This window comes from Janthinobacterium sp. GW821-FHT03A03, assembly GCF_059421435.1.
The window spans coordinates 232,809-248,406 of record NZ_JBWKUZ010000004.1 but is presented as its reverse complement, the minus strand read 5'-3'; the positions used below and the strand labels follow the sequence as shown (position 1 = coordinate 248,406).

The window sequence follows — 15,598 nt, the reverse complement described above, 5'->3', positions numbered from 1 at the left end:
TTCACCGTTCATTCGGATGCTTGTCCTGTGTGGTAGTACAGGTGTAGTACAAGGCAGCATGCAAGCATCCGGAACTTTCTTGGTTTATGGCTCTTTGCCCTTGCGGTCAGCCTGATTCATCTGCTGTTTATTTTATGGTATTTTCAACAATACCAGCCTTTCTCCTGTTTTTTCTTTTCCCTTCTCTGTTTCGTTTTCATCGCACTGTTTGTGGATTTTCCGCTTGCTGTCTGCAATCGGCAAAATAGTGGGGCTCTGTCCCCATTAAGTATGGGAAGTCCCGGATTTTTTCTCTGGCCCGGTTGTCTGACTGTCTATCTCAGCCAAACGGGAGCCTTCCATGCAGCCAGCCCAGTGGAAAATCTTCATCGCCCAGTTCGCCGCACTGAACCGTCGCCAGCGCCTGGAGGGCATCGTCCTGCTGCGCGGGGCCGCCTGGCAGGACGCCGCCGTGGCACTGGTCGAAAGCGTGGCCCGGCAGCGTCTGCACTGTCCGGATTGCAACAGCTGCCATGCTCACCGCCATGGCCACGCACACGGATTGCAGCGCTACCGCTGCGTGCCGTGCGGGCGCACATTCAATGCGCTAACCGGCACGCCGCTGGCCCGCCTGCGCCATAAATCGCGGTGGCTCGATTACGCCGATTGCCTGCTTGCATCCGATTCCGTGCGCCGGGCAGCCAGCCAACTGGGTGTGCACCGCAATACCGCCTTCCGCTGGCGCCACCGGTTTTTATCGTTGGCAAAAACGGACCGGCCGCATCGTCTGCACGGCATCGTCGAGGCCGATGAGCTGTACGTGCTGGAATCGGAAAAGGGCGCGCGGTATCTGGCACGTCCGGCCCGTCGCCGTGGCGGCCGTGCCCGCCAGCGTGGTATTTTCAGTGCGCCAGTGTGCATCGTTGTGGCGCGCGACCGCACGGGACAAACCCTGGCTTTCGTCGCGGGAAACGGCGTGCTGACGGGGGCGCAGCTGCATGGCTGTTTGCCGCCCGTTATCGACCAGGACGTCCTGCTGGTGACCGACGGCCATGTCGCCTACCGGGCTTTTTCCGGGGAGGCGGGGATCAGCCACCAGGCCGTCAACTTGCGCGCCGGCATACGCGTGCGGGGCGCCGTCCATGTGCAGAACGTCAATGCCTATCACCGCCGTTTGCGGGAATGGCTGGTCGTCTTTCACGGCGTGGCCACGCGCTACCTGCCGAATTACCTGGGGTGGCGCTGGATACTCGACGCGGGACGCATCCGCTCTGCAGAAACATTGCTGAAGGCAACGCTGGGAGCGTTCCCACACCTGACGGTGACATAGCCTAAAATAAAACCCGGCATATAGCCGGGCTGGTTGGTGTTGCCTTGCACGCCGCGTGTGTGGTGCTGCCTTTAGCGGCGATGCACCTTCATTGCCGCCTGGACTTCGCGTGCGCCATCGCGATCGCGCTCGGTAGCCCGTTTGTCGTGCTGTTTCTTGCCCTTGGCCAGGCCGATTTCGCACTTCACGCGGCCGCCCTTGTAGTGCAGGTTGAGCGGCACCAGCGTGTAGCCGGAGCGCTCCACCTTGCCGATGAGTTTATCCATTTCCGCACGGTGCAGCAGCAGCTTGCGCGTGCGCACGGCTTCCGGGTGGATGTGGGTGGAGGCGGTTGGCAGGGCGCTGATGTGCGCGCCGAACAGGAACAGCTCGTCGCCGCGGACGACAACGTAGGCTTCCTTGATTTGCACGCGGGCGTCGCGGATGGCTTTGACTTCCCAGCCTTCCAGCACGATGCCCGCTTCGTAGCGATCCTCGATGAAGTAGTCGTGGAAGGCTTTTCTGTTGTCTGCTATGGTCATGAGATGGTAAATGTGCGCGGGTCGGTTAAACTACTGTCTCGCGCAAGCGCGATAAAATCAAATGTATCCAACATCATAGCAAATGGTTCTTCAATGGCAGTAGTACATAAATCAGTTTTTCTTGGCTACAGCGCCGAACAAATGTTCGCGCTGGTGGCGGCGGTGGAGGATTATCCCAAATTCCTGCCCTGGTGCGGTGCGGTCGAAATACGCGAGCGGGGCGAGAACACGATCGTCGCCAGCGTGGGCATACATTACCACGGCGTGCGCCAAAGCTTCACCACGTCCAATGAGAACGTGCCTTTCAGCTCCATCAAGATGAAGCTGGTAGATGGTCCTTTCAAGACCCTCGACGGCGTGTGGACCTTCAAAGCCCTGCGCGAGGACGCCTGCAAGATCGAACTGGACCTGCATTACGAGTTTTCCAGCCGCGTGCTCGAGCAGATCATCGGCCCCGTGTTCGGCATGATCGCCAACAGCATGGTCGATTCCTTCTGCAAACGCGCGGAGACGGTGTATGGCTGAGGCAGACATCCAGGTGCAGGTATGTCATGCCTTGCCCGACAGCAGCTTCTTGCGCAGCTTGACGGTGCCTGCCGGTACGACCATTGGGCAGGCTGTGGAGCGCAGCGGTTTGCTGCAGGAGATGCCCGGGATTGACCTGGCTGCCAATGTGGTCGGCATCTACGGCAAGAGAAAGCCGCTCGATACCGTTTTGCGCGAGCATGACCGCGTGGAAGTGTACCGTCCCTTGCAGGCGGATCCGAAAGAAGCGCGCCGGCGCCGCGCAGGCAACAAGCCCGCCTGAACATGTGCGGGGCAGGGGGCTGGCAGCGCCTGCCAGCCGTGCCGGGCACGACATTTTTTTGTTATTTTCAAATATCTTTTCTATGCTGCAAGGACGGAGGGCGCTTTTTTCTGTATAATCTGCTTTTGCGCCAATAGGAAATGCTATGCGTCTACTTCAAAAAGCACTCACATTCGATGACGTGCTGCTCGTCCCAGCCTACTCCAACGTTCTGCCCGCCGATACGTCCCTCAAAACTCGCCTGACCCGCAATATCACCCTGAATATTCCCTTGCTGTCCGCAGCCATGGATACGGTGACGGAAGCCCGCCTGGCGATCGCGATGGCCCAGGAAGGCGGCATCGGCATCATCCACAAGAATTTGAATCCGAAGGACCAGGCGCGTGAAGTGGCCCGCGTGAAGCGTTTCGAAGCTGGCGTGCTGCGCGATCCGATCACGATTCCGCCGGACATGAAGATCCGCGACGTGATTGCCCTGACGGAACAATACGGCATCAGCGGTTTCCCTGTCGTCAAGGGTAAGGAAGTGGTCGGCATCATCACCAACCGCGACTTGCGTTTTGAACAGGAGCTCGACGCGGAAGCCTCCGCCAAGATGACGCCGCGCGACAAGCTCGTGTACGTCAAGGAAGGCGCCGACACAGTCGAAGCCAAGCGCCTGATGAACAAGCACCGCCTCGAGCGCGTGCTGGTCGTCAATGACGCTTTCGAATTGCGCGGCTTGATCACCGTCAAGGATATCCAGAAGTCGACTTCCCATCCGTTCGCGTCGAAGGACAGCCAGGGCAAATTGCTGGTCGGCGCTGCCGTCGGCGTCGGTGCCAAGGATGAAGAGCGTATCGACCTGCTGGTCGCCGCCGGTGTTGATGTGCTGGTGGTCGACACGGCCCATGGCCACTCGCAAGGCATCCTGGACCGCGTGAAGTGGATCAAGACCAAGTATCCGCAGGTGGAAGTGATTGGCGGCAACATCGCTACCGCCGCCGCCGCCAAGGCGCTGGTCGAATACGGCGCCGATGCGGTCAAGGTCGGCATCGGTCCTGGCTCGATCTGCACCACGCGTATCGTCGCCGGTGTGGGCGTGCCGCAAATCACGGCCATCTCGAATGTTGCCGAAGCACTGGAAGGCACGGGCGTGCCATGTATCGCCGACGGCGGTATCCGCTTCTCGGGCGATATCTCGAAAGCGCTGGCCGCTGGTGCCTCGACCGTCATGATGGGTTCCATGTTTGCCGGTACGGAAGAAGCGCCAGGCGAAGTGATCCTGTACCAGGGCCGCAGCTACAAGTCGTACCGCGGCATGGGCTCGCTGGGCGCGATGTCCGACGGCTCGGCTGACCGTTACTTCCAGGACGCCACCATGAAGGCCGACAAGTTTGTGCCTGAAGGTATCGAAGGCCGCGTGGCCTACAAGGGCAGCGTGCTGGCGATCATCTTCCAACTGGTGGGCGGCGTGCGTCAATCGATGGGTTACTGCGGTTGCGCCACCATCGACGAACTGCGCGAAAAGGCGGAATTCGTTGAAATCACCTCGGCCGGCATGCGCGAGTCGCATGTCCATGATGTGCAGATCACGAAAGAAGCGCCAAACTACCGCTCCGAGTAAGCGCAACAGGAAAAATTGCCCATGGCTGCGTTACAGTGCCTCGCCGTACTATTCGTACTGTCTTCGGCACTGCGCCTTGCCCTGAACAATTTTTCCGCTGCGCTATAGCGACAGACCAGACCGGCGCCCAGTGCGCCGGTTTTGTAATGACCTCAGATAAAGTCTCCATCATGCATTCTAAAATCCTCATTCTCGATTTCGGCTCCCAAGTCACCCAGCTGATCGCGCGCCGCGTGCGCGATTCCGGCGTGTTTTCCGAAGTCTTCCCGTATGACGTCAGCGACGAATTCGTGCGCAACTATGGCGCTGCCGGCGTGATCCTGTCGGGCAGCCACAACTCAACGCTGGAAGGCGATTCGCCGCGCGCGCCGCAAGCCGTGTTCGAGTTGGGCGTACCCGTGCTGGGCATCTGCTATGGCATGCAAACCATGGCTGCCCAGCTGGGCGGCAAGGTGGAAAACGGCCTGGTACGTGAATTCGGCTACGCCGAAGTGCGCGCCCGCAGCCACACCAAGTTGCTCAACGGTATTGCCGACTTCGTCACGGATGAAGGCCACGGCATGTTGAAAGTGTGGATGAGCCACGGCGACAAGGTACTGGACATGCCTCCGGGCTTCAAGTTGATGGGCAACACGCCCAGCTGCCCGATCGCCGCCATGGCGGACGAAGAGCGCCAGTTCTATGGCGTGCAATTCCACCCGGAAGTGACACACACGGTGCAGGGCAAGGCCATCATCGGCCGTTTCGTGCATGAAATCTGCGGTTGCAAGTCGGACTGGAACATGCCTGACTACATCAGCGAAGCGGTGGAAAAGATCCGCGCGCAAGTGGGTACGGATGAAGTCATTCTGGGCTTGTCCGGCGGCGTCGATTCGTCCGTCGCGGCAGCGCTGATCCATCGCGCCATCGGCGACCAACTGACCTGCGTCTTCGTCGACCACGGCCTGCTGCGCCTGGACGAGGGCAAGATGGTCATGGACATGTTCGCCAAGAACCTGGGTGTCAAGGTTATCCGCATCGACGCGGAAGACCAGTTCATGGGCCACCTGGCCGGCGTTGCTGATCCGGAACAAAAGCGCAAGATCATCGGCCGCGAATTCGTCGAAGTCTTCCAGGTGGAATCTGGCAAGCTGGTGAACGCCAAATGGCTGGCGCAGGGTACGATTTACCCCGATGTCATCGAATCGGCGGGCAAAGGCAAGAAAGGCCAGACCATCAAGAGCCATCACAACGTGGGCGGCTTGCCCGACACCATGAAGCTCAAACTGCTGGAGCCGCTGCGCGAATTGTTCAAGGACGAAGTGCGCAAACTCGGCGTGGCCCTGGGCTTGCCGCATGACATGGTCTACCGCCACCCATTCCCGGGTCCGGGCCTGGGCGTGCGCATCCTTGGTGAAGTCAAGAAAGAGTTCGCCGACCTGCTGCGTCGCGCCGACGCCATCTTCATCGAAGAGCTGCGCAATACGCCCTACGAATTCGTCGCCGGCCAGGCCGTCGATCCGGATGCGTTGCCGGCAAACTGGTACGAGGCGACGAGCCAGGCATTCGCCGTGTTCCTGCCGGTTAAATCGGTAGGCGTGATGGGCGACGGCCGCACCTATGAATACGTGGTGGCCCTGCGCGCCGTGCAGACACAAGACTTCATGACGGCCCACTGGGCGCACCTGCCGCACAGCTTGCTGGGCAAGGTTTCTAACCGCATCATCAATGAAGTGCGCGGCATCAACCGCGTCGTATACGATATCTCGGGCAAGCCGCCGGCGACCATCGAGTGGGAATAATCTCCCGTCCGGCACCGTAAGGTAATGCCGGGTCAATGCAACAGTTAAGCCCCTGATTTTTCAGGGGCTTTTTTTATTTTGTCTGGCAAACGCAAGCAACCGTCGACAGAGCCAAGCACGTTTTTTTGTGGGTATTTTTGCGGGTATTTTTCGTTTTAAGTGTTTGATTTTAAAGGAGTTTTAGCGTATTTTTTTACGCTCTTCATCGTGAAGGTGTCAGCAGCCCGAGATGGGATAACGATTTCACTTTTTTCGCACTAAGTGACTGATTGTTTGAAATGAATCGGCCGCCAGTACAGACTTGTGTAGGAGTGGGAGGTGACCATGTTGACCGATGCGAAACTGAAAAACCTGAAACCTGCTACGAAAGCCTATAAGGTGCCGGATCGTGACGGTCTGTATGCGACGGTCCTGCCCACTGGCACCATCTCGTTTCGCTATAACTACCGCGTCAATGGCCGCAGTGAAACCTTGGTGCTCGGACGGTACGGTGCTGGTGGCTTGAGCTTGCAGGAGGCAAGGGCGCGCCTGGAGCAAGCCAAGAAAGCGCAATCGGAAGGCAAGTCCCCGTCGCGCCTCAAAGCCAAATCGCGTACCCAACTGGCAGCGGGAGAACCATTCAGTGTTTGGGCCGAACCGTTGGCTATTAAAGTACAAAATGGCGGAGTCGACGCGGGATATGCGGCGCGCGGTGTATGAACGCGATCTGAAACGCCCATTTGGCAGTCTCCTGCTGCATGAGATTACGCACAACGAGTTGCGTTCCGTATGCGACGCCATCCTCGCACGTGGCGCTCCTGCGACGGCCGTGCATGCGCGCGATATCGTGAAACCGGTCTTTAAGTACGCAGAACAAAGAGGACAGAAGGTTGAAAACCCTGCGGATCTGGTCGCTCCTTCATCCATTGCCGTATTTGAGCCGCGCGACCGCGCGTTGGGTGCCGAAGAGATCGCGCTGTTCTACGAACATATCGAATACGTGCAGTGCGCGCCGACCTTGCGCCTGGCTTGCAAATTACTATTACTCACCATGGTGCGTAAGTCCGAACTGACGGATGCAACATGGACCGAGGTCAATTTTACCGATGCTCTATGGACCATTCCGGCCAGGCGGATGAAGCGCCGCAACCCCCACAACGTTTATTTGTCACGCCAGGCGCTCGATATGTTTGTCGCGCTACGCACCTGTGCTGGTACGTCGCCTTATATTTTGCCATCGCGATATGACCCTGATGTGCCGATGAATGGCGCTTCGCTCAATCGTATTCTGGTGTCTGTATGCGCCATGGCGCGAGACTGCGGGAAGCAGCTGGCCGACTTTTCGCCGCATGCAGTGGTTTAATGTACCCGGACACTGATTTAGGCGAGAATGCTCGCCATGGAGAGGTGTTTGATGAGCAAGCAAAGACGTACGTTTTCCCCTGAGTTCAAACAGCGGGCGGCATGCCTGGTACTGGATCAAGGATACAGCCATACGGAGGCAAGCCGTCCGGTGGGCATCGGCGAATCAGTGCTGCGCCGCTGGGTGAATCAGTGCTGCGCCGCTGGGTGCAGCAGCTTCAGTTGGAGCGGCAGGGCATCACGCCACATCCGGTTCTGTATCTGTTGCATACCGTTCAGCCGGAGTGCAATCACCAGGATGGGCAATAAGGCTATCAAACCGAAACCGAGGCCAAGGCAAGTTGTTATTTTGAGATGTCTAGATGACATAATTTCTCCTAAATTCCTTGATTCCTTCCCCTGATTGATGCGGATTTATCAGCAGGTACAAGTCGATCATATTGGTTGGAGAGGGGCGGAAAGTCTCACATAATCACTTTCAACAAATGCGCAACAAAAAAAATAAATCTGCGCTGTCTTTGATATTTAACATGGCGCACCAGAGGAATGACAACTCAAACTCAGGTAGAAAGCAGAGTCGATGCACACTATGTTTTCATTTTTAGTGGTTACTTTTCGTGATTATTCACAATAAGGAGTACGGTATTTAACACTGAAAACATCGGCAAAAAAATGGAGGGGGCTATGTCTGCTATCGATGGTTTGGCACAAGATTCAAGTAGTTTTAGCCTGCGGAGATTTTCACTAGTGCCCATGGCGATTGTATTCGTTGTTTTGGTTTGCCTTTCCATTCTTGTGGTTCAGCTAGGAATGATTTGGCGGGCAAGGAACGTCGAACTGGACCAGGCAGGTCAAGCCAGCTCAAACCTGGCACATGCAGTTGCACAGCATGCATATGACACGATCAAAGAAGCCGATACACTATTGGTTGGCTTGGTGGAGCGAATTGAAATAGATGGCGTATCTGAGATCGAGTTGAATCGCATTCACACTCTTCTGGTCACGCGAGTAACTGAGTTACCCCAACTGCATGGAATATTTGTTTATGATAAGAATGGCAATTGGTTGGTGAACTCCCAGAAAGTGTTGCTTAAAAATTTAAATAATTCTGATCGTGAATATTTTGAGCATCATCGAACGCACAGTGATCGCGGTCCATATATTGGTCCTCCTGTGCGCAGCAAATCGACGGGTGAGTGGATTATCACGGTATCTCGCAGAATTAACCTTCCAGATGGAAATTTTGGTGGCGTGGCACTTGCCACCATTAATATGAGATACTTCAGGTCATTTTATGATCTATTTTCTATAGGCGATAGAGGTGCAATTTTTATCGCCAATGAAAGAGGAATATTGCTATTAAGAAGGCCTTTCGATGCCAGTAAGTTGGGGCGAGATATCTCAAAGTTGCCATTATTCCATGACTATTTGCCGAAATCAGACAGCGGAACAGCAGTTATAAAATCCGGGCAAGATGGCGTTGTTCGGATAAATAGCTATCGAAGAATAGAGGAGTACCCATTAGTTGTCTCTGCCGCCCTGTCGCAGGATGAGATACTGGAAAATTGGTTCACCGATGCATGCATTCAAGTTTCTGCAGGAGGTGTATTGGTCTTGCTCATCGGATTTCTTGGGTATCGGATGGTCATGCAAATTGACTTGCGATCAAAAATTGCGGGAAAACTCGAGGAGAAAAGCAACGAGCTGGAAATATCACATGATATTCTGGCACATCTTGTCATGCAAGATGGACTGACGGGATTGGCGAATCGACGGTATTTTGACGAAGCATTGATAGAGGAATTTAATCGTGCACAGCGCGGGGAAAGTACTCTTGGATTGCTGATGATCGATGTTGATTTTTTTAAACAATACAATGATATCTACGGTCATGTCGCTGGCGACGAGTGCCTGAAGAAAATTGCCCATACGCTTACCATGGCCATGCGCCGAGCAGGCGATGTTGCTGCACGTTATGGCGGCGAAGAATTTGTGGTCTTACTACCAGGAACGGATCTTGCTGGCGTAATCGCTGTTGCTGAAAGTATTCGGCTTGCTGTCGAAGCTTTAGGCATCCCGCATAGCGGTAACCCACTTGATGTTGTAACAGTAAGTATCGGTGTGGAAGCATTTTCACCAATTCACCTGCAGAATGAGGCAGTTGAGTTGGTCGAGTCCGCCGATAAGGCACTGTACAAGGCCAAGGAGTCGGGGCGTAATAAAGTATGCCATCTTGAGCAGTCGGAGACGGTGTTTATTTTGGTGAATTGAATATTTCTTGAGCCGGGTGGGGAAGGGCGATATTTTATGGCTTGCCACTTTCAATAATTGTATTTAATTTCTTGATTCCACGAAGTAGATGGGGTATATGAATTTGAAGAAGATATTTATTGGATTAATATTGATGTGTTGATGTGTTGATGTGTTGATGTGTTGATGTGTTGATGTGTTGATGAATTGATGTCGATATTTTTGGTTGTTTTAAGTAAATGCAAAGAAATAGCATAGTTGCAAATTTTTATTGTTGAGTTATATTGAAACTGCCAACATGACATTTTGGTGTGGAAGTTGATCGTGATGTGTTCGGCTGCAGGGAGTACTGTTTCTCGGCGAATCATTTTTATTTGGCAATGTCATTCTTCCCAGTAATTAAAAGGAGGGTCAAGCTATGAGTGCAATGTTGGAAAAGAAATCTTGGGACAAACCGGACGAAGTCCGCCCATTCAAAGATGGAGCAGGTCAGATGGCTGTCTTCACGCTTGGCAACCAGACAATGGGGCGCGGCGAATTTGAACCCGGCTGGCGCTGGAGTCTGCACGTAAAACCGATAGCAGGTACTGATTCCTGCCAAGCAACTCATACCGGCATGGTACTCGAAGGACGAATGATCGTTAAAATGAACGATGGGTCTGAAATGGAGTATGGGCCTGGTGATGTTTTTTATATGCCACCAGGGCACGATGCCTGGGTAGTTGGCAGTCAGCGTTGCGTATTGTTTGATGTAACAGGCGTCGCAAAGTACGCCAAACCACAGTAGTGCTTGCTGGGTTCGCGTACCCGCTTCGCTACTCTGCGTCATTTGGAGGCATTCGCTGGCCCTGGAATACCTTCTTCCCCAAGAATCAGGGCCACTGTCTTTACGGCCTGAAGTTAGCCATCGAGGAAGTTGAGTTGTTTACTGATCGCTTGCTATTCCTCATGCCGGTCAAGAGGTAATGAAGGGACATGATTGCGTGCCGGAACCGTTTCAAGGCGGTTTCGACCGAGTCGGAAACACCACTTTCTGATTTCTTTTAATTCGAAATTTCCATATCCCCACCAAGTATCTGTCATCAGGACGATTTTCAATAGGAAATATTTGGCTAGTATGGAAATGGTGTGGCGGGAGAAAAGTTATTTTTCTCATTGCACTGGTTATACGGAAATTGCATGGTTGTTGCAAAAATGGCTTTCCTGCATGAATCATTGATGTAGATCATACGTTTGCAGTGACGTTGCGTACACCCAGCGATACAGTATTCATTCACCTGCAATACGGACGGCATGCGCTGATCCAATGTATTGCATCGCGCTGGTGATAACGCTATGTCATGAAAGGAATGTTCTCCATGCTTACGGATATCTGGGTAGTTCGGAACGGCAGTGATTATCTTTTGTTGCACGGCCATTTGCGATTGGCTACCACCTTGGTGGGGGAGGGCGCCGCCTATGTCGAGGTCAAGCATGAGGGACTCGTCAAAATCACACGCGGACCGGGGTGCTTCCAGGTCGATTCCTGCCATGGATTGCTACCGCTCAGTGTCACATTGGCCGATACTCATGGCTGCAGATAGATCCCGCGCATGACTGTGCTATTAAGATGCAGCAAACGAAAGATAGTTTCTCCGCCTGCAGCCGTGGATGAGTGACTTGAACGAGACCGGCGCATCCACGGGCAGGTCTGACTTGTTTTTGCCTATCGATGTCACTTGAGCATCGGGTACTCGGTGTTGCTATCGTTTTACGTTCCTTTTGATAGGAAGCACGCCTCAGTCAGTGGCTCCCCTGTAGCGGCCTTTTGTTGTATCTGGTACCTGGCCGCCCCTACAGAAGAGACAGCTTGTCAGCGCTGAGAGGTGCTGCCTCGGCTGCTCTGATGTCTACGTGCGCTGGTCCATCACCCAAAACTCGTGCGTAGAACGGCACGGCGACAGTCCGTATACCGGGATCTGATGCGTTTGCGATTCAGATACAGTTCAGTCTCAGGCGAGGCAATCTACCAGCACGGAAGGACGTTGTTGATGCATTTATGCATGCAATGTCCGGTTAGTGACTTGGTGTCTTTTTGGTAATTTTGCTGTTGTGGAAATTATTTTAAAAAATATTTTCAGTGAAAATTACAAGACGATTTGCGATAGATCAATACATGTATTTTTTTGCAAGTATCTAATGAGGTTGACTTGATCCATATCAAGACAGATATGCTGCATTTGACATATGGATATCAGCGCTATCGCAGAACTTCAATCTGATCTGTAAAAGTAATTGTGAAATATTTTGAAATAGATTTCATTCTCTTGGAAATTATTTTTATGTTAATTTTATCAATTGTTAAATAATTTTGTTCCCGATGGAAATTTATTGTGATATTTTAAGTATAGGTTAATCTGATTAAAGCATCAATTATTGTGTGTCGTCACTTTTATGTGGGAATTTGGAAAGTATTGAAGGGGGTAAATATTTGTTAGCCAAGGGAAAAATTTAAGGCAGATGGGAATATGATCGCTTAACTGTTGTATTTTTTTTTCAGTCTAAAATATATCACCTGATCTATCTTCATGTTATTGTTTGGTTAATTAAAATTTGATAATCCTCAACTTCGCGTCCTGATTGCCGGTCATCCAAGATGGCACCGGCATGTAGCGAAACATCATAGGGGAGACTTGTCAAATATATGAATAAATGGCGAAATAGATACTTGGCGACACCCTTTCAGATAGACCAGTATTGGAAAATACTACGTCAACAGGCTGAGCGGCAACTTAAACAGAGGCAGGGAGCACTTGGTTCGGCGGATCAGGCGTTGCTATCCACGAAGTTGCAAAAAGTGCATCATGAGTTGAGCGTGCAAAAGATCGAACTGGAAATGCAGAACGAAGATCTATGCCGCACCCAGGAAAAGCTGAGGAGTACCAGCGAGCTGTATTGCCATTTGTATGAGCAGGCTCCGGTTGGTTACATCAGTATGGATGCCACTGGTGTGATCATCCATTCGAACCTGACAGCCTCAAGTTTGTTAGCGGTCTCTCCGCAGACACTGCTGGGGCAGCCGTTCACGCGGTTCATCCTCGAGGATGACCAGGATATCTTTTATTTCTTGCGGCGGCGCCTGTTCGACGGTGATACGTCCTTTTCCTCTGTGCTACGAATGAGAAGGGAAGGCGCGGACCCGTTCTGGGCAATGCTGGAGGCCAAGGTTACGCAAAAGCACTTTGCGCCCGGCGTCGTCTTGTTGGTTTTGAACGATATCAATGAACGTACCGTGGCTGCCACGAAGTTGCGCACCAGCGAGGAACGTTTTCGCGGGGCGTTTGAAAACTCTTCTGTCGGCATGATTATGGCAGATATGCATGGCACCTGGATCAAGGTTAACCAGGCGCTGTGCGAGATGCTGGGCTACACCGAGCCGCAGCTTTTAACAATGGGATACGTTGGTCTGACGCATCCTGACGATCTGACTGCCAGCATAGAGCATGCGCAAAGCCTGTACCGCGGTGAGTTGTCTCATTATCGTATCGAGAAACGTTACTTGCACAGGGATGGCCATGCAGTGTGGACTGTACTGAGCGCTACTCTGCTGCGTGACGCATCTGGACGTGCCCAGCAGTATGTCGGTATGGTGGAGGATATCAGCAGCCGCAAGCTGGCATTGCGTGCGCTGGAACTATCGCATGAGAAACTGCGCAAGCTCGTTGCGCATCAAGAACATACCAAGGAGCAAGAGCGGATTCGAATCGCGCGGGAAATGCATGATGAATTAGGCAGTGTCTTGAGCGGTGTCAAGGCGCAGATATCGGTTGCCCTTTTTCAGGATCAACAGAATGGGGCGGCACTGCAGTCCAGGCTGACGGATGCCTGTACCTTGCTCGATACCGCAGCCGACACCGTGCGCAAGGTGATCACCGAATTACGGCCCAGTGTTCTTGATCAACTCGGTATATGGGCAGCACTCGAGTGGCATGCGGCAGAGGTAGCCTCGAGAGCAGGGCTGGTATGCCAGGTTTGTATTGATGCGGAAACGGCTTTGTTGGAGGACATCGATCCTGAGCGCAGCACGGCATTGTTTCGTATCTTGCAGGAGGCGTTGACCAACGTCTTACGTCACGCAAACGCGACGCAGGTCAATATTCGTATCCACCATGAACAGGGATCGATCACTCTGGAAGTAGAGGATGATGGCAAGGGGATTGACATGGATATCCTATCAACATCCAGCTCATGGGGGCTAACAGGCATGGCCGAACGAGCACGCTATTTTGGCGGCGATATCCGTTTCATTCCTCTCGAACATGGAACACTCGTTAGGTTGCGCTTGCCATTGCAGGTGGGCATATGACATCCCAGAAAATTCGCGTCTTGCTTGTGGATGACCATATTGTCGCTCGTAAAGGCATTCGTTTGATGCTTGGCATGGATGACGGTATAGATGTCGCGGGGGAGGCCGAGACTGCGCATGCTGCGCTCGATTTGCTGCAGTCGCAACCGTTCGACGTCGCGATCATCGATATCGGCTTGTCGGATCAAAATGGTTTGCAGTTGCTCAAACGCCTGCGGCGCGAGTGGCCACGTCTTGCTGTGCTGATGTTGTCCATGTATGCCGAGACAGTGTATGCAGTGCGGGCATTGCAGTATGGTGCAGCCGGTTACTTGACCAAGAACAGCAGTGCCGCAGTCCTGGTCGGGGCAGTATACAAGGCCGCGGCCGGGGGGAAATACATTACCCCGGCTGTGACGGAGAAGATTGCAAATATAATTAGCGGCAGCGCGCTGAGCTGCTATGAGAAGTTGTCGGACCGGGAGCTGGAGGTATTGCGTTTGCTGGCCGCAGGTGAAGATCTCGGCAGCATCGCGCAGATGTTGCATTTGAGTCCCAATACTATTGCTACCTATCGAACCCGATTGCTGGAAAAAACCGGTGCCAAGAATAATGTGCAACTTACCCGCTTTGCCATAGAAAATGGCATAGGCCCGTCAATTCTCGGCGATAGCTAGATGGGTAATGGATGCCATCCTTCACCTGGAATGGCGCCATCTGTCATGCCGCCCAAATGCGACTACGGTTGAGCATAACTGTATGAAGCGCTTGGCAATGCGTCATTTGCATGCTCATCCTGGGGCAGATTCAGATGTTAGGCCAGCGCGAAGGCGATACAGTGACTTGAAATGCAAGCTGTTGGCGGTATGCGTATCGGCGCACCGCGCTTGAAGGCAGGACGGTATGCGGGTTCAATGATTGGCGGTTGCTTTTGAGCTGAGGGGCTGTCTTGCCTTGGCTTTGCGCGACAATGTTGTGGCGATATCTTGCGCTTCGATGTCGTCGTCGTTGGCGATGGTTTCGATGGCGCCGTAATCGCATATACGCAGATTCTTGCCATCTGTGTCAATCCAGCCATTTTTCCTGAACTTCGACATCAGGCGGCTGATGCTTTCCATGGTCAGCCCCATATGGTTGCCTATGTCTTCGCGTGACATGAGTACTTGAAAGTGGCTACTTGAGTATCCTCTCGCGGCATAGCGCGCTGACAGGTCAAGCAGGAAAATGGCGAAACGCTGTTCGGCCCTGCTACCCAGGAAGCGCATAATGCGTTGCTCGCGATTAATTTCGTCGCTCAGCATCCTGTGGAAGTGCTGCTGCAATATCGGGACCTCAGCACATAGTTCTTGCAGGTGCAGGAAAGGAACTTCACATACTTCGCTGTCTTCAAGCGCCATGGCATTGTTATCCTGGAAACCGCTGCTGATCGCGCTCATCCCAAGTAACTCACCAGCCATATGGAAGCCGGTGACATACTGTTTTCCACGCATATTATCCTGAAATGTCTTGAACTGGCCACAATGAATAATATACAAGTTTTGAAATGTTTCGCCGACACGGAAGAGCAGATGGTTCCGTTCGATCCAGCGACGTTTGCCGATGATCTTGTCGAGTTGCGTTATAGCGCGCTCATCCAAGCCGGACGGTAGACAGCGAAT

Annotated in this window: 14 protein-coding genes and 1 pseudogene; 12 read left to right on the top strand and 3 right to left on the bottom strand. The window is 53.1% G+C overall.

What is annotated here, in order from left to right; genetic code table 11:
* The first annotated feature begins 340 nt into the window (after positions 1-340).
* Positions 341-1,309 carry an IS1595 family transposase gene (locus AC07VI_RS11970; protein WP_492993756.1) on the top strand — a complete coding sequence of 323 codons (969 nt, stop codon included), beginning with the start codon at positions 341-343 and terminating at the stop codon, positions 1,307-1,309.
* A 71-nt stretch (positions 1,310-1,380) separates the two neighbouring features.
* Here AC07VI_RS11970 and smpB read toward each other — a convergent pair whose 3' ends face one another.
* Positions 1,381-1,830: an SsrA-binding protein SmpB gene (smpB, locus tag AC07VI_RS11965; protein WP_492993758.1), complete on the bottom strand. Its 450-nt coding sequence runs from the start codon at positions 1,828-1,830 to the stop codon at positions 1,381-1,383.
* A gap of 93 nt (positions 1,831-1,923) precedes the next feature.
* Between smpB and AC07VI_RS11960 the strand changes: the two genes are divergently transcribed.
* The 9 genes and pseudogenes from AC07VI_RS11960 to AC07VI_RS11920 all read left to right on the top strand — a co-directional run bounded on the left by AC07VI_RS11960 (position 1,924) and on the right by AC07VI_RS11920 (position 10,403).
* Positions 1,924-2,355: a type II toxin-antitoxin system RatA family toxin gene (locus AC07VI_RS11960; RefSeq protein WP_076569812.1), complete on the top strand. Its 432-nt coding sequence runs from the start codon at positions 1,924-1,926 to the stop codon at positions 2,353-2,355.
* The gene (locus AC07VI_RS11955; protein WP_086145218.1) at positions 2,348-2,638 is read left to right on the top strand and encodes an RnfH family protein; all 291 of its coding nucleotides are present in this window, start codon (positions 2,348-2,350) and stop codon (positions 2,636-2,638) included. Before AC07VI_RS11960 ends, AC07VI_RS11955 begins: the two co-directional genes overlap by 8 nt.
* A gap of 145 nt (positions 2,639-2,783) precedes the next feature.
* The gene (guaB, locus tag AC07VI_RS11950; RefSeq protein WP_076573220.1) at positions 2,784-4,244 is read left to right on the top strand and encodes an IMP dehydrogenase; all 1,461 of its coding nucleotides are present in this window, start codon (positions 2,784-2,786) and stop codon (positions 4,242-4,244) included.
* A gap of 170 nt (positions 4,245-4,414) precedes the next feature.
* Complete coding sequence (gene guaA, locus AC07VI_RS11945) at positions 4,415-6,025, top strand: glutamine-hydrolyzing GMP synthase (protein WP_071324006.1); 1,611 nt, start codon at positions 4,415-4,417, stop codon at positions 6,023-6,025.
* A 324-nt stretch (positions 6,026-6,349) separates the two neighbouring features.
* Positions 6,350-6,724, top strand: a complete 375-nt coding sequence (locus AC07VI_RS11940; RefSeq protein WP_226935580.1) for an Arm DNA-binding domain-containing protein — start codon at positions 6,350-6,352, stop codon at positions 6,722-6,724.
* Positions 6,684-7,367, top strand: coding sequence for a tyrosine-type recombinase/integrase (locus AC07VI_RS11935; RefSeq protein WP_226935582.1), 684 nt, complete (start codon positions 6,684-6,686; stop codon positions 7,365-7,367). Before AC07VI_RS11940 ends, AC07VI_RS11935 begins: the two co-directional genes overlap by 41 nt.
* Positions 7,368-7,418: 51 nt before the next feature.
* Positions 7,419-7,559 (top strand): annotated as a pseudogene (locus tag AC07VI_RS11930) (transposase); the annotation flags it as partial.
* Between the two features lie 491 nt (positions 7,560-8,050).
* Positions 8,051-9,637, top strand: coding sequence for a sensor domain-containing diguanylate cyclase (locus AC07VI_RS11925; protein WP_172404718.1), 1,587 nt, complete (start codon positions 8,051-8,053; stop codon positions 9,635-9,637).
* A 397-nt stretch (positions 9,638-10,034) separates the two neighbouring features.
* The gene (locus tag AC07VI_RS11920; protein WP_086145217.1) at positions 10,035-10,403 is read left to right on the top strand and encodes a cupin domain-containing protein; all 369 of its coding nucleotides are present in this window, start codon (positions 10,035-10,037) and stop codon (positions 10,401-10,403) included.
* Positions 10,404-10,728: 325 nt separating this feature from the next.
* Here AC07VI_RS11920 and AC07VI_RS11915 read toward each other — a convergent pair whose 3' ends face one another.
* On the bottom strand, positions 10,729-11,091 hold the full coding sequence (locus AC07VI_RS11915) for a hypothetical protein (RefSeq protein ID WP_139842451.1): 363 nt from the start codon (positions 11,089-11,091) through the stop codon (positions 10,729-10,731).
* A 1,379-nt stretch (positions 11,092-12,470) separates the two neighbouring features.
* Here AC07VI_RS11915 and AC07VI_RS11910 point away from each other — a divergent pair.
* Entirely contained in the window at positions 12,471-13,961 is a 1,491-nt protein-coding gene (locus AC07VI_RS11910) for a PAS domain-containing sensor histidine kinase (RefSeq protein ID WP_172404717.1), read from the top strand.
* Entirely contained in the window at positions 13,958-14,617 is a 660-nt protein-coding gene (locus tag AC07VI_RS11905; protein ID WP_086145213.1) for a response regulator, read from the top strand. Before AC07VI_RS11910 ends, AC07VI_RS11905 begins: the two co-directional genes overlap by 4 nt.
* A gap of 234 nt (positions 14,618-14,851) precedes the next feature.
* Here AC07VI_RS11905 and AC07VI_RS11900 read toward each other — a convergent pair whose 3' ends face one another.
* Positions 14,852-15,577, bottom strand: a complete 726-nt coding sequence (locus AC07VI_RS11900) for a helix-turn-helix domain-containing protein (protein WP_226935584.1) — start codon at positions 15,575-15,577, stop codon at positions 14,852-14,854.
* Positions 15,578-15,598 lie beyond the last annotated feature (21 nt).

Coding starts and splice junctions, on each gene's coding strand:
- smpB (WP_492993758.1), bottom strand. CDS start 1,830: ATGACCATAGCAGACAACAGAAAAGCCTTCCACGACTACTTCATCGAG.
- AC07VI_RS11925 (WP_172404718.1), top strand. CDS start 8,051: ATGTCTGCTATCGATGGTTTGGCACAAGATTCAAGTAGTTTTAGCCTG.
- AC07VI_RS11960 (WP_076569812.1), top strand. CDS start 1,924: ATGGCAGTAGTACATAAATCAGTTTTTCTTGGCTACAGCGCCGAACAA.
- AC07VI_RS11905 (WP_086145213.1), top strand. CDS start 13,958: ATGACATCCCAGAAAATTCGCGTCTTGCTTGTGGATGACCATATTGTC.
- AC07VI_RS11955 (WP_086145218.1), top strand. CDS start 2,348: ATGGCTGAGGCAGACATCCAGGTGCAGGTATGTCATGCCTTGCCCGAC.
- guaA (WP_071324006.1), top strand. CDS start 4,415: ATGCATTCTAAAATCCTCATTCTCGATTTCGGCTCCCAAGTCACCCAG.
- AC07VI_RS11935 (WP_226935582.1), top strand. CDS start 6,684: ATGGCGGAGTCGACGCGGGATATGCGGCGCGCGGTGTATGAACGCGAT.
- AC07VI_RS11970 (WP_492993756.1), top strand. CDS start 341: ATGCAGCCAGCCCAGTGGAAAATCTTCATCGCCCAGTTCGCCGCACTG.
- AC07VI_RS11920 (WP_086145217.1), top strand. CDS start 10,035: ATGAGTGCAATGTTGGAAAAGAAATCTTGGGACAAACCGGACGAAGTC.
- AC07VI_RS11915 (WP_139842451.1), bottom strand. CDS start 11,091: ATGCTTGACCTCGACATAGGCGGCGCCCTCCCCCACCAAGGTGGTAGC.
- guaB (WP_076573220.1), top strand. CDS start 2,784: ATGCGTCTACTTCAAAAAGCACTCACATTCGATGACGTGCTGCTCGTC.
- AC07VI_RS11940 (WP_226935580.1), top strand. CDS start 6,350: ATGTTGACCGATGCGAAACTGAAAAACCTGAAACCTGCTACGAAAGCC.